This window comes from Paractinoplanes aksuensis (assembly GCF_024137025.1).
Lineage (GTDB): Bacteria > Actinomycetota > Actinomycetes > Mycobacteriales > Micromonosporaceae > Actinoplanes > Actinoplanes aksuensis.
Genome location: NZ_JAMYJR010000013.1, coordinates 145,938 through 158,946, shown reverse-complemented (window position 1 = coordinate 158,946; position 13,009 = coordinate 145,938). Strand labels below are relative to the sequence as shown.

At 70.2% G+C, this 13,009-nt stretch carries 11 protein-coding genes and 2 pseudogenes; 3 read left to right on the top strand and 10 right to left on the bottom strand.

The window, feature by feature from the left end:
* Position 1: 1 nt before the first annotated feature.
* The 3 genes from M1L60_RS13575 to M1L60_RS13565 all read right to left on the bottom strand — a co-directional run bounded on the left by M1L60_RS13575 (position 2) and on the right by M1L60_RS13565 (position 4,862).
* Positions 2–1,414: an RtcB family protein gene (locus M1L60_RS13575; RefSeq protein WP_253237744.1), complete on the bottom strand. Its 1,413-nt coding sequence runs from the start codon at positions 1,412–1,414 to the stop codon at positions 2–4.
* Between the two features lie 113 nt (positions 1,415–1,527).
* Positions 1,528–3,567: an MMPL family transporter gene (locus tag M1L60_RS13570; protein ID WP_308208460.1), complete on the bottom strand. Its 2,040-nt coding sequence runs from the start codon at positions 3,565–3,567 to the stop codon at positions 1,528–1,530.
* A 311-nt stretch (positions 3,568–3,878) separates the two neighbouring features.
* Positions 3,879–4,862: an NYN domain-containing protein gene (locus M1L60_RS13565; RefSeq protein WP_253237743.1), complete on the bottom strand. Its 984-nt coding sequence runs from the start codon at positions 4,860–4,862 to the stop codon at positions 3,879–3,881.
* A 111-nt stretch (positions 4,863–4,973) separates the two neighbouring features.
* Here M1L60_RS13565 and M1L60_RS13560 point away from each other — a divergent pair, with 111 nt between their 5' ends.
* On the top strand, positions 4,974–5,945 hold the full coding sequence (locus tag M1L60_RS13560; protein WP_253237742.1) for a helix-turn-helix transcriptional regulator: 972 nt from the start codon (positions 4,974–4,976) through the stop codon (positions 5,943–5,945).
* Positions 5,946–6,008: 63 nt separating this feature from the next.
* Here the strand turns inward: M1L60_RS13560 and M1L60_RS47805 are convergent.
* Positions 6,009–6,662, bottom strand: a pseudogene (locus M1L60_RS47805) (M28 family metallopeptidase); the annotation flags it as partial.
* 69 nt (positions 6,663–6,731) lie between these two features.
* Positions 6,732–7,436: pseudogene (locus M1L60_RS48500) on the bottom strand (PA domain-containing protein); the annotation flags it as partial.
* 213 nt (positions 7,437–7,649) lie between these two features.
* Here M1L60_RS48500 and M1L60_RS13550 point away from each other — a divergent pair.
* Positions 7,650–8,441: a hypothetical protein gene (locus M1L60_RS13550; protein ID WP_253237740.1), complete on the top strand. Its 792-nt coding sequence runs from the start codon at positions 7,650–7,652 to the stop codon at positions 8,439–8,441.
* A 66-nt stretch (positions 8,442–8,507) separates the two neighbouring features.
* Positions 8,508–10,733 carry a putative bifunctional diguanylate cyclase/phosphodiesterase gene (locus M1L60_RS47795; RefSeq protein WP_253237739.1) on the top strand — a complete coding sequence of 742 codons (2,226 nt, stop codon included), beginning with the start codon at positions 8,508–8,510 and terminating at the stop codon, positions 10,731–10,733.
* Here M1L60_RS47795 and M1L60_RS13540 read toward each other — a convergent pair.
* The 5 genes from M1L60_RS13540 to M1L60_RS13520 are packed head-to-tail and all read right to left on the bottom strand — an operon-like array spanning position 10,730 to position 12,942.
* Positions 10,730–11,173 carry a hypothetical protein gene (locus M1L60_RS13540; RefSeq protein WP_253237738.1) on the bottom strand — a complete coding sequence of 148 codons (444 nt, stop codon included), beginning with the start codon at positions 11,171–11,173 and terminating at the stop codon, positions 10,730–10,732. The genes M1L60_RS47795 and M1L60_RS13540 overlap by 4 nt on opposite strands.
* An 18-nt stretch (positions 11,174–11,191) precedes the next feature.
* Positions 11,192–11,686, bottom strand: coding sequence for an EndoU domain-containing protein (locus M1L60_RS13535; protein ID WP_253237737.1), 495 nt, complete (start codon positions 11,684–11,686; stop codon positions 11,192–11,194).
* Between the two features lie 6 nt (positions 11,687–11,692).
* Positions 11,693–12,187 carry a WXG100-like domain-containing protein gene (locus M1L60_RS13530; protein ID WP_253237736.1) on the bottom strand — a complete coding sequence of 165 codons (495 nt, stop codon included), beginning with the start codon at positions 12,185–12,187 and terminating at the stop codon, positions 11,693–11,695.
* A gap of 3 nt (positions 12,188–12,190) precedes the next feature.
* Positions 12,191–12,505 carry a WXG100 family type VII secretion target gene (locus tag M1L60_RS13525; RefSeq protein ID WP_253237735.1) on the bottom strand — a complete coding sequence of 105 codons (315 nt, stop codon included), beginning with the start codon at positions 12,503–12,505 and terminating at the stop codon, positions 12,191–12,193.
* Positions 12,506–12,513: 8 nt separating this feature from the next.
* Positions 12,514–12,942: a YbaB/EbfC family DNA-binding protein gene (locus M1L60_RS13520; RefSeq protein WP_253237734.1), complete on the bottom strand. Its 429-nt coding sequence runs from the start codon at positions 12,940–12,942 to the stop codon at positions 12,514–12,516.
* Positions 12,943–13,009 lie beyond the last annotated feature (67 nt).

The following is a 13,009-nucleotide window of genomic DNA, read 5'->3' as shown; positions in this document are numbered from 1 at the left end:
GTCAGCCTTTGACGGTCAGGAGCGGTCGCAGCTCCGCGACCGGTTGGGCGACACCGGCCCCGCGCAAGCTGTCGACGACCGGACCGACCTCTTTGTACGCCCACGGCGCCTCCTGCTTGAGGTCCCGGCGCCACGCCGCGATGACGTTCCGTCGACCGGCCACCACCGGGTCGCGATGGTTGAGCGGGGTGACCACCCGGAAGTCCCGGAGGAACGCGTCCAGCTCCGCATCGCTGCCGCGGGCTGTGGCGCCCCGGGGAATGCTGCGACCGGCACCGTGACAGGCACTGCTCAGGGCGCGGGCGCTGCCGAGTCCGCGCAACAGATAGCTGGCGGCACCCATCGAACCGGGCACGATGACCGGCTCGTCACCGGCCGGGGTGGCGCCCTTGCGGTGCAGCACAGATCCGTCCGCATCCGGCCACATAAGGTTGTGCGGCGAGTCGTAGACGAGCCGGGAGGAGTGCTCACCAGCCACGTCGGCCAGCCCGGTCCGCAGCATCATGGCCAGGAAGAACCGGTTGCCGAGGGCGAAGTTCGCCGCGTTGTCGAAGGCAGTCAGATAGCGGTCCCGGCCCGCCGCGCTGCGCTCGTCGAGCACCATCGGCAGGATCCGGTTCGACGGCATCGGCACCGTCCGCGGCCAGGCGGCCCGAGCCTGGTCCCGGCCGGTGGCGTTGGCCTGATGGCCCAGCGTCAGCGAGCCGCTGTGCACCATCAGCACCACTCGGCCCGGGGCGAGCCCCCACGCGTACGCCGCCGATCCGTCGTGGACCTGCGACACGTACTGCAATTCGGCGAAGTTATTGCCCCCGCCCACGCTGCCGATGATGCTGTCGTAGCTCGTTCCACCCCCGCTGGTGATCCAGTCCCGGAAGGCGTCGGCCGAGGCGGCCGGGTAGCCGGCGGCATGCACCCTCCCCTCGGTGCCGGTCGTGTCGTCGGGACCGACCTGACGCCACGCTCCGTCGGCGCCGGCCGGAACACCCTCGGCCAGCAACCCGGGCAGCCCGAAACGCAGCAGGCCCTCGCGGTGGGCGGAGGTGAGCCCGATGCGGCGGCCACCCTCGAAGAACAGATGACGCAGGCGCCCCTCCAAGGCGTCCAGGTGCGGGCGCAACCGGTCGACGGTCAGCGAGGTGACTTCGACCCGCATGCCGCAGTTGATGTCGTTGCCGACAGCCTGCGGCACCACGGCGCCGATCGTGCGCAGCACCGTGCCGATCGGGATACCGGCGCCTTTGTGGAAGTCCGGGGTGCACACCACCCGGTCGAGGCGCGGCTCGACCTCCAGCCCGGGTGTGGCCCGGGCCAGGTCCCTGAGCGTGGACGCCGTCTCGAGCACGGTGAGCAGTTCGTCAACGGCGGCCGTCTCGATCGGAACGCCGGGACCGGCACAGATCTCGACCGGCACGCCGGCCGGGTTGGCAAGGTCAGCCAGGAATCGTCGGTTCGCACCAAGCGGCGATCTGGCCGCTTGGTCAATGACATGAACGACCTTTCGCAGTGCTGGCGGCACCGGCCACTCTAGGTAGGTGCGTCGGAGCCGGCCATCGCTTTTCGTGACGCTTGCGCCGCAGCAGTCGCACCGGGGCGCCACCAGTTCCAGCGCCCCAGCAATGACATCGTGGCCGGCAGCAGCAGGCCGCGGACCACCGTGACGTCCAGCAGGACGGCCACGGCCATGCCGACGCCGATCTCCTTCACCGGGACCAGGTCGCCGAGGACGAAGCCGAGGAAGACGAGGCCGATGGCCAGCGCGGCCGTCGTCACCACCGGACCGGCGGCGGTGATGCCGGCCAGCACGGCGCGGTCGTTGTCGCCGTCGCGGTCCCAGGCCTCTTTGATCCGGGCCAGCAGGAAGACCTCGTAGTCCATCGACAGCCCGAACGCGAAGACGAACAGCAGCAGTGGCGTGGTCAGGTCGAGCGCACCCCAGGACTCGAAGCCCAGCAGCCCCGCACCCCAGCCCCACTGGAAGACCGCGACCAGTACGCCCATGGTCGCCAGCAAGGTCAGCAGGTTCATCACGATCGCCTTGACCGGCACGACCACCGAGCGGGTCAGGGCGAACAGCAGCGCGCCGGTGGCCACGATGATGATGGCCAGCGCGACGGGCAGGCGCGCGCCCACCGACCGTTTCGCGTCCACCAGTTCGGCCGTGGGCCCGGCGACCAGCACGGGGGCGGGCCCGTCGAGCGCGCGCAGGTCGGCCACCAGCCGCTGAGCCGGCCGGCCGTCGACGGCGCCGCTCGGCACCACATCGGCGATGCTCACCCCGGGCGGGGCGTCGGAGCGTACGAACACGTCGGACACTCCGGGCAGCTGCTCCATCGCGTCGAACAGCTCGGTGACGCCGGGCCGGTCCGCGCCGGCTTCGACCAGCACGGTGAGTGGCTGTTTGGGCGGATCGGCGAACTTGTCCTGGGTCGCCTCGTACGCCTGCCGGGCCTCGCTCGATCGGGGCAGCACCCGGACGTCGGAGTTGGCGAACTCCACGGACAACAGGGGAGCACTCAGCGCAAGCAGACCGGCCGCCGTCGCCACTGCCACCGCCTTCGGCCGCCGCTGCGCGAAGCCGGCCAAGCGGGCCAGCAGTCCCGGCCCCCGCTCCGGCCGCCGGGCCGGGATGCGCCGGTGCGCGACCGCGATCAGTGCGGGCACGAGCGTCAGCCCCGCCGCTGTGGCCAGCACGACGACCAGCCCGCCACCCATCGCCATCGCGGCCAGCAACGGGTCCCCGAAGGCGAACAGTCCGACGAGGGCCGCCGCCACCGCCGACCCCGACACCAGCACGGCCCGCCCCGCCGTGGCCACCGTACGTTCGATGAGCTCACCCACCGAGGCCCGCGCGTCCGCGGCCCGCTCCTCGCGGAACCGGGCGATCATCAGCAGGCTGTAGTCGACGGCCAGCCCGATCCCGAGCAGCGTGACCACGTTGACCGCGTACTCACTGACCGGCAGCAGACTGGTGAGTCCCGTCAGCGTCAGCAGTGTGGCCGCGACGGCGCCCAGGGCCGCCACCAACGGCAGCAGTCCCACCACGAGCCCACCCAGCAGCAGGACGAGCAGGATCCCGACGCAGACCAGAGCCACCGACTCCCCGAGGGCAGCGTCCCGGACGGCCTGGTCGCCGAACTCCCGCTCGGCCAGCAACCCACCCCCGACCAGAATCTCGGGCGCATCGATGCGGCGCAGCGCGGAACTGACCTGATCAGCGACCCGCAGGGCCTCGTCGTCGCTCAGCCCCGGCTGCAACTCCACGGTGACGAGCGAACTCTGACCATCGGTCGACATCTGCCGCCGGCCCGTGGTGTACGAGTCGTCCACCTCGGCCACTCCCGACAGGCCCCGGATCTCGAACGCGATCCGCGTGACGCTGTCGATCAGCCCAGTGGCATTGACGTCCCGCCCCGAAACGACGGCGACGACCCGCTCCCCCTCGGGCGCCAGCACATCCAACCGGTCCTGAGCCACCGAGTCCGGAGCCCCAGCCGTTTCCGTACGGTCGTAAACGGACCCACCGAACACGGCCCCCGCCACCGCGACCACAAACCACACAGCCACGACAACAAAGCGCCGGACATACACCGTACGACCAAGGCCAGCCAGCACGAACCCCTCCCGACAGGCGCCGGAGGGGCAGCCGCGCACATGCAACCATCGAAGACCAACAACACGCAACAAAATCCCGTGCGGCACCGCAGAGGTTCGGAGCTAGCTTACAGAAGTACAGTTCCCGGAACTGTACTTCTGTAAGAGGCCCACGCCCGGCACACCCGAGAGTTCGTTGAGCATCGGCCACCATCATCTTCAGCGCCTGGCCACGGCCCGTGACCTGTTACGGCTGAAGGGCTACGACACTGACGCCACCATGCTCACCCTCTACGGGACCGCGCTTCGTCGTAGCGGTTCCAGAACTGGGCTCGTAGCAGGTGGCGGACCCGTTCGCTCAGTTCGTACTCGCCTCGGTGGTCGGAGAGGTCGGTCAGCAGGGCCTTGTCGATGTCGCGCGGGATGGACGGCTGGCCCGCCTCGAGTTCGGCCAGGGCCTCGGCACTGGCCGACTTGCGGAAGGCGGTCAGCACGTTGACCACGACCGAGTCGATCTGTTCGGCCAGTTCGGCCGGATCGTCGTACTCGGCCCCCACCTGCGGCGCGCTGCCCGTGGCCGAGCTGTAGGCGATCACGGCCGCCGGCGGGCGGGGCGCGTCCGGCGGTCCGGGCCGGCCCAGCCCGGCCAGGTCTTTCGGGGTGACCCTGGGCGGGGACGGCACGACGGCCGGCTTGGGCACGACGGGCGGGGGTGGTGGCGTCTCCACCTTCATCACTGTCCGGTCGATCGCGGCCGGGTTCAGGATCTCCAGCCCGTCGGCCGCCCGGATCAGGTGCCGGCTGATGCCGTGCGGCTTGTTGTCGCTGTTGGGGACGGCCAGCAGGAGCAGCTGCACCCCGTGGACCTGGGCCTCCTCGACCGCCTCGGTCAGGTCGTCGTCGCCCGAGACGAGGATGAACACGTCGGCCGCGCCGTTGCGGGCGTGGGTCACCAGGTCGAGCCCGATGCGCAGGTCGACGCCCTTCTGCTGGCCGTCGAGGCCGAAGCGGCCCAGCCGCAGCTTGACCCGGGGCAGCTCGCCGATGCGCTGCTGGCGGGGGTCGGGCACCCCGTCCTTGGCCGAGTCGTACCAGTGCACCCGCAGCACCGACAGGCCCGACGTCGTCTCGGCCTGCCGCACCAGCTCGGCGATCAACGGTTCGTAGTCGACATGGATGCCGTTGCGCAGCGACGTCCCGGTGACCCGGACCGCGGCCGAGGTCAGCAGGTACCCAACGTCTACGTAGAGTGAGCACCGCTGCCGCATGACTCACAGAATGCCACCAAACTTGATCGAGCCGGCGCCCCCGCCGCGATCGTGCGCGTTCAGCCCCCATAGGTGACAGGATGTGACACCTACTTCGGGCAGAATCGGGGCATGCCGAAAACTTCCGCCCGGCTTCTCGCGCTGCTGTCGCTGTTGCAGGCCCGCCGGGACTGGCCCGGCACGCTGCTGGCCGACCGCCTCGACATCAGCCTGCGGACCGTGCGCCGCGACGTCGACCGGCTGCGCGAACTCGGCTACCCCATCGCCGCGATCAAGGGCCCGGACGGCGGCTACCGGCTCAGCGCGGGCACCGAACTGCCGCCGCTGCTGTTCGACGACGAGCAGGCCGTCGCCCTCACGATCGCCCTGCAGGTCGCGGCCACCGGATCGAACGACGGCCTGGCCGAGGCCGCGAGCCGGGCCCTGACCACGATCCGGCAGGTCATGCCGGCCCGCCTGCGCAACCGCGTCGCCGCCCTGCAGGTGAACGCCGTCGAGCGCCCTGCCAGCCGTCCCCCGGTCCCGCTGGGCGGCGATGTGCTGCTGGCCATCAGCGCCGCCGTTCACGCCAACGAGGTGCTGCGCTTCGACTACGGCCCCGATGACACCGGCCGACCGCCGCGCCGCGCCGAGCCCCACCACGTCATCACGTGGGACGGGCGGTGGTACCTCATCGCCTACGACCTCGACCGCGAGGACTGGCGCACTTTCCGAGCCGACCGCATTTCCGTACGCACCCCGAACGGCCCCCGATTCACCCGGCGCGACCTACCCGGGGGCGACGTCGCGACGTACGTGATCGGCAAGTTCCGCGGCTCCGGCGACACGTCCGCCAACTGGCCCTGCCAGGGCACCGTGCTCCTCGACCTACCCGCCGCCACGGTGGCCCTCTACACCCGCGACGGCCTCGTCGAGGAGGCCGGCCCCGACCGCACCCGGCTCACCCTGGGCTCCTGGTCGTGGCCGGCCCTGGCCGCCGCGATCGCGCGCTACAACGCCGACATCGAGGTCGTCGGCCCCGGCGAGCTGATCGACGCCTTCGCCCATCTGGCCCGCCGCTTCGCCCGGGCCGCACCCGGGTGAAGCGGCGGGACGGCGACGTCAGGGAATCGCGTTGGTGTTGAAGGCGTACCGGGCCGTCGAATCGGCGATGGCGTCGGCATTGACATCGAAGGCGGTCAAGTTCGGATTGCTTATCGTGTCGCACGCCTGGTGGTAGCAGACGTCGTAGGCGACGCCGGCGGTGCCACCGAACAACGCTTGCTCGGCCGGTGTCTTGATGCCTTCGGCGCCGGTGAAAATGCCACCGGCGGGAATGCCCACCGCGATGAACGGGCCGTAATCGGAACGGCCGTCGAAGTCGGTGCCGACGTGGCCGAGGCCGCGACGGTCGAAGAAGCGGGCGAGCTGCTGTTCGATCTGCGCCGATCCGGGCGGTCCGGCCGGCGAGCCCACCGCGTCGGAGTCGTCGCCGTCGTACAGCTTGTAGGCGTAGTTGGGCGAAGCCACCATGTCGAAATTGAGGTACAGCCGGATCCGGTCGCGCTGCGCGGTCGTGAGGCCCTCGACGTACTGATCGGAACCGAGCAGCCCGATTTCCTCGGCCGCCCAGAATGCGAAGCGGACCTTATTGCGTACGGGGTAATTGCGCATCTGCAAGGCCGTCTCGAGGATCGCCGCCGAGCCCGATCCGTTGTCGTTGATGCCCGGCCCCGCCGGCACGCTGTCGAGGTGAGCCCCGACCATCACGACGTTCTTCGGATTGCCGAGCCGCGTCTCGGCGATCACGTTGTGATCGGTGCCCAGGGTGAGGGTCGCATCGACCTTGAGCCGCACGGTGGCGCCGGCAAGGGCGGCGAGCTCGTTGCCCACGGCGAAGTCGGCGAAGACCATCGGAATGCCGGCCCGCCATTCCCCGATGTCGATCGCGAAGGCGTCGGTGCGACCCGGCTGCCCCTCGTTGAAGATGATGATTCCGGAGGCGCCGGCCCGGCCCGCATTCAGCACTTTGGTGGCGTACGGGCAGGTGCCGCGCTGGATGAGCGCTATCCGGCCGGCGACGAAGCCGGTGAAGTCGGCCGCCTCGCAGCCACTGGTCGAGGTCGGTGTCGGAGTCGGCGGCAGCGTGACGTCGACCGCCTGCACCTGCGCGGTCACATCGCCGGCGGGCGACGGCTGGAAGGTGAAGAAGTCCTCGTTGGGCACGTACACCTTGCTGTCCGGTGCGGTCCGGGTCAGCGTGGGCGGGCTGTTCTCGGTCCAGCCCTGCACGAAGTTGATCGGGTCGAGCGTGACCTTGTAGCCGGCCTTGCGCAGCTTGCCGGCCACGTAGTCGCGCGAGGCCCGGTAGCCCGGCGTCCCGGCCGCGCGGTTCCCTCCGTTGGCGGTGGCGATGGCCTGCAGGGCGTCGAGATGCTTCTTGGCGTTCTTGCCGGTCACCTGCTTGACCAGCAATTTGGCGAACACGTCGTCGAGCGACGAGGCGTTCGCCGGTACCGGCTGGGCGAGGACCAGGAGCAGGGCCGTGGCGGTCGAAACGACGCCGACCACCCCTCTACGAACAATATTGCGCATGATTCCCCCGGATCATTTGATCAATAGACCACAGTGACTTCCCGTGAGACGCGTCGTTCCGGAACGTAACGTGCGGCCCGGAGACCCGGGATGGCCCGATCGGGCAGTACCACCATTGACGCCGATAAAAGACCGGCGGCATATCCGGTTCGTCGCCCAAATCGCGGCATACCGGGGACTCGAACCTCCACTTTGATCCTCTACCGTGTCCCCGTGCCTTCGCCGAACAGCCGCCACCCGTCCCGGATCGTTCCTGTACTTGCCGCCCTGACAGCGCTCCTTCTCGGCGGTTGCGACGGCCCGGACGCCACGGCGGCCGCGCCGGCCTCCTCCCCCGCGACGGCGGCGCCCTCGCCCACGGAGCTGCCCCCCGCGGACGCGGTGAAGATCGCCCTGCGCCGCCTCTCCACCACGACCTACAGCTATTCCGTGAAGGGCGACTACTGGGACGGCCAGAAGTACACCGCTTTCGGCAGCCACGATCCGAAAGCCCGGAAGAACAGCCGTGGGTACGTCATCTCCGGCGGCAAGAACGCCCGGATGGGCAAGATGCTCGTGATCGGCGACGAGAGCTACGAGAACCGCATAGGCACGAACCGCTGGACCCGTGCCGATCTCACCCGGCTCGCCCCGTCCAACCATTACCGCAACGCCGATCCGAAGGACCCCAGCGGCCTGACCCGCTTCGCCGCGGCCATCCACTCGACGCACCGCCTCGACGCGCGCACCTACGAGGGCTCGGCCCTGCTCGAGATCACCCCCAGCGCCCTCACCTACCTGCCGCTGGGGGCGCCGCTCTACCGCTTCAAGCAGGGCAGCCAATGGGTCGCCTACACCCTCACCACTAATGCCGGAGGCGACGTCACCTCCATCAGGACGCTCATCGAGATCGGACAGCACCAACCCGTCATTGCCACCACCACTTTCAGCAATCTGGGCCGTCCGGTGCAGGTCACCCGGCCCGCCCGGGCGACCGAGCTGCGCCGCTCGCTCTATGACAAATAAGCGGCCTGAGGGAGATCGACGATCACGTCTTGAAGGCGACTGCCGGTACATGTGAGACTGCGCCGCGTGAAAGTGAGTGGCAGTCAGCAGCCACATGTAGCCGCGCTGGTTGCCTTGTGTCTCGCCGCCGGCGTACCGATCTTCTTCCTGTCGGGGACGCCCGCCGCACCGTACACGCAGCTGGGCAGCAGTCTTCTCGCCTGCCTGGGCGCGATCCCCTGTCTCACCGCGTCCCGCCAGGTCGACGGGCCCGAGCGGATCGGCTGGCGCCTGCTCGCGGCCGGGAGCCTGAGCTGGGGCGTGGGCAACTTCTACTGGTCGTGGAACGAGCTCGTCGTGCACGCCGAGGTGCTCTTCCCCTCGCCGGCCGACGTCGGCTACCTGCTGTTCCCGCTGCTCGCCACCGTCGGGCTGTGGCTGATCGCGGGCTGGACGTCGATCGGCTCCCGGCTGACCGTGCTGCTCGACGGCCTGATCGTCGCCTGTGCCCTGTTCGTGATCGGCTGGTCCCTGACGGTCCGCGAGGTCTGGGAGGCCGGCGCCGACTCGCTGCTCGCGTTCGCGGTGTCGGTCGCCTACCCGGTGGCCGACATCGTGCTCGCGACCGTCGTCGTGCTGCTCGCCGCCCGTACCCGCCGGGAGAGCCGCAGCGTCGGCCTGCTGCTGCTCATGGGTCTGGCCGGGATGACCGTCAGCGACGTGCTGTTCGCCCTGGACACGTCGGCCGGCACGTACACCACCGGCCAGAACTCGGACGCCGGCTGGTTCGTCGCGTTCGCCGCCTGCGCGGCGGCCGGCTGGCTGGCCACCAGGCGCCCGATGACGTTCGACCACACCGGAGTGACGGCCCGCTGGCAGACGGCCCTGCCGTACGCGCCGTTCGGGCTGGCCGCGCTCGTCGTCGCCGTCCAGACGCTGGCCGGCATCCGGGTCGACGCCCCTGAGGCCGTACCGCTGATGATCGGATTGTTGCTGATCCTGCTGCGGCAACTGTCCACGCTGCTGCACAACTCGACGCTGACCCGCACCCTGCGGCACCAGGCCTATCACGACTCGCTGACCGGGCTGGGCAACCGGGCGCTGTTCCTGGAACGGCTCGAGGACGCGCTCGGCGCCGGGCAACCGGTCGCGATCATGTACCTCGACCTCGACGACTTCAAAATGATCAACGACTCGGTCGGCCACGACGCCGGCGACACCGTGCTGCACGCGGTCGGCCACCGGCTGTGCCGGTGCTTCCCCGAGCCGGACACCGTGGCCCGGTTCGGCGGCGACGAGTTCGCCGTGCTCACCACCCGCGTCCACGACCTGACCGGCCAGGTCCAGATCCTGCTCGACCTGCTGCACGAGCCGATCGAGGTCGGCCCGCGCACGGTCCGGCTGGGCGCGAGCGCCGGCCTCGCCGTCTCCGACGGCAGGACCGGATCGGCCGACCTGCGCAAGAACGTCGACCTCGCCATGTACGCGGCCAAGGCCCAGGGCAAGAACGCGTACGCGATGTTCGAGCCCTCGATGCGGCACGGCTTCGACCGCGAGGTGATGTGGCGGGCCGAACTCCAGCAGGCCCTGGCCGACGACACGCTGCACGTCGCCTTCCAGCCCATCGTCGCGCTGGACGACCACCGCGTGGCCGGCGTCGAGGCGCTGGCCCGCTGGCAGCACCCGCGCCTGGGCCCGGTGCCGCCGGACGTGTTCGTCCCGGTCGCCGAGCGGGCCGGCCTGATCGCCGACCTCGGCCTGCTGGTGCTGCGCCGCGCGTGCGCCGAGTTCGCCGCGTGGCCGGGCTCGCCGACGGCGTACCTGTCGGTCAACGTGTCACCCTCGCAGATGCTCGACGCCTCGTTCCCGTCGAAGGTCGCCGCCACGCTGTACGAGGCCGGCCTGCGCCCGGGCCAGCTGGTCCTCGAGGTGACCGAGAACGTGCTGGCCGACGAGTCCGAGGTGATCGGCGCCCTGCGCCGCCTGCGCGAGTTCGGCATCCGCATCGCCATCGACGACTTCGGCGCCGGCTACGCCTCACTGCGCTACCTGCACCGCTTCCCGGCCGACATAGTCAAGGTCGACCGCACGTACGTCCGCGACATCGCCCGCGACCCGGCCGCCGTCCACATCCTCGGCACCCTGTGGCAGCTGTTCGGCGCGCTCGGCCTGACCGCCGTGGCCGAGGGCATCGAAGACCCGTCCCAGGCCGCCATGCTCATCGACCTCGGCTGCCGACACGGCCAGGGCTTCCTCTACGGCCGCCCCGGCCCCCTCACCGCCATCCCCCTCGAACCCGCACGCCTGGCCTAGAAGAACCGCCCCCGGTACGGGTGGGCGAGGCCCCACTTCTCCTCCCACCGCAGCAGGTCGGCCTGCCACTCCGGCAGATCGGGACGGTGCTCCCGGACAGCTGGACGTTCAGGCCGAGCGACCAGAAAATGCCAGTAGTCCTCAATCGCCGCCCGGGCCACCTCGGCCGGAAACTCGCCCTCGGCCCCCGGCACCCACAAGTTCTTGATCCTCAGCGCCGACGGTGTGAACGAAACCTCGTAGTTCTCACTGCTCCACGCCTCGAACGGCGGCTCCCCGCGGGCCACCTCGTCCGCCATAGCCAAGGCATCCAGCGTTACCAGGAAGAAGGTGCCAAGATCAGCGGTCAGCCACTCACCGAGAAGGTCGTACCGCTGGTCCTCGACCCGGTAGGCGGGCTGGCGGTACGTGGGGTCGAGCCAAAAACTGACAACACTCACCGCAAGCCTCTCGGTGCGCTACGGAACGGGCCAGCCGTGCGTGAAGCCGCCGGACTCGTTGTAATAACCCCTGATGGTTACGCCATTGTAGGTACCGACCCACATGTTGCCGGGGAACGGCGTCGAGTTCTTGAATGCGCCGGCCACCGCATTGTCCACCTGAGCTGGCGTCCAGTCGTCCGGAAAGAATGTGCTGACGCCGTCGTTGCCGGCCTTCGCCTTCCAGGCTCCGTCCGGTGGATTCAGGGTCGGGTCGAAGAACTCAGGTTCCGCCTTGTACACGCCGTTCGAGTAGGTGACCTTCGAGCCGGGCACGAGCCGGCGGTCGGGAAAGTCCTGCCCGCCGGGCCGGTAGTGGTAGCCGGTGCCCTTGGATTTTCCCGGCTTCACGTCGCCGCCGCCGATGGTGTGGGTCGTGAAGTGCGGGTTCATCCGGTCCGGGCGGTCCCGCCGGCGCGTCTTGTGGAGGAACCGCAAGGCGGCCCGCATGAGCTTGCCGGAGCCACTGGCCATGACCGGTCAGCCGTCCAGCAGCTTGACCATCGCGTCCTCCACGAGGTTCCCGACGATCACGCGGCTCAGCTGCTGGAAGATCGGGATCTCGAGCAGGCTCGCGCCGAACGTGGGCACCGCCGTCGCCACCGCCTGCGCGATCTGCACGGCCAGGATGGCGAGCTGGGCGATCACCGCCACCTTGAGGGCGAGCACGATCCCGCCGCAGATCATCAGCCCGGTGCCGGTCAGAGTGGCCGCGTTCGCGCCGTCGAGGAGGGCCGGGGCCGGGCTGTCCTCCCGGGCCCACCAGGCCTGGAACGCGGCGACGGCTTGACCCTCGTGCTCGGTCCACACCTCGGAGGCGATGGAGGTGGCGTCGGCCACGATCGACTCGAGCCGGTCGGAGAACGCCATCCAGGCCCGGCCCATCTCGGCCAAGGCAGTCTCGTCGGCCTCGGGCCAGGTGAAGCCGAGGACGCCGAGCAGCGATCGGAGCTCGCCCGGGATCTCCATGCCCATGGGTCAGCGCCCCAGCTCACCGAGCAGCCCCCGGAACCGGCGGCTGACGTTCTGGTCCACCTCCAGGTGCTGCGCGCTGATGTCCACCACGTCGGCGCCGGCCGAGGCCATCTCGTCCAGGGCGTCCTGATAGCACTCGAACGCCCACGACGACACCTCGTCATGGGCGGCGCCGATCAGCGCGCCGAGGTCGTCGTTCCCCCACGGCGCACCGAAGCCGGCCAGCTCGGACCGGAAGGAGGCCAGCTCCGCCGAGAGCCGGGACGCGACGCTCTGCAAGGCCGACCCGGATGCCGAGAGCCGCTCGGGGTCGATCATGAAGCCGGTCATCGGTCGCCGGCCCGGCGGGTGAGCTGCTCCTGCGCCTCGACCAGCGACGCGGTCAGCCGCGCGAACTGGCGCTCGGCGCCGGCCTGGATGTCCTTGAGCTGGTCGCTCAGCGCACCGAGGTCGGTCTGTCCGGCGGCGGCCATCGCCCCGCTCTGCAGGTCGGCGAGCGCGGCGTTGACGGCGATCTCGATCTCGTGCGCCAGCGCTGCGCCGCCCAGCCGCAGCGCCGACGGGTCCAGCTCGAGGTTCTCGATGCGCCCCGGCCGCACCGCCCGAGCCCGGACCCGTCCGTCGGCGGCCACACCCGTACCGACAGGCGGTTCTGACTCGTCCTGCCCGCCGGCCGCCGCTCGGGCCCGGCCGAGCGCGGCCACCACGTCGGCCAGCGGGCCGCCCAGGCCGGACGGATCGATCGGGCCGGCCATCTCGTACCTCCTCGTGCTGACACCATCACCCGAAGTGACCGTATCGAACCTTGTCCACATCCCGAGC

Bases quoted from the DNA above. Each gene is read 5' to 3' on its own strand.
- M1L60_RS13525 (WP_253237735.1), bottom strand. From the start codon at position 12,505: ATGATCGACCCCGAGCGGCTCTCGGCATCCGGGTCGGCCTTGCAGAGC.
- M1L60_RS13560 (WP_253237742.1), top strand. From the start codon at position 4,974: ATGCCGAAAACTTCCGCCCGGCTTCTCGCGCTGCTGTCGCTGTTGCAG.
- M1L60_RS13530 (WP_253237736.1), bottom strand. From the start codon at position 12,187: ATGGGCATGGAGATCCCGGGCGAGCTCCGATCGCTGCTCGGCGTCCTC.
- M1L60_RS13535 (WP_253237737.1), bottom strand. From the start codon at position 11,686: ATGGCCAGTGGCTCCGGCAAGCTCATGCGGGCCGCCTTGCGGTTCCTC.
- M1L60_RS13520 (WP_253237734.1), bottom strand. From the start codon at position 12,942: ATGGCCGGCCCGATCGATCCGTCCGGCCTGGGCGGCCCGCTGGCCGAC.
- M1L60_RS13565 (WP_253237743.1), bottom strand. From the start codon at position 4,862: ATGCGGCAGCGGTGCTCACTCTACGTAGACGTTGGGTACCTGCTGACC.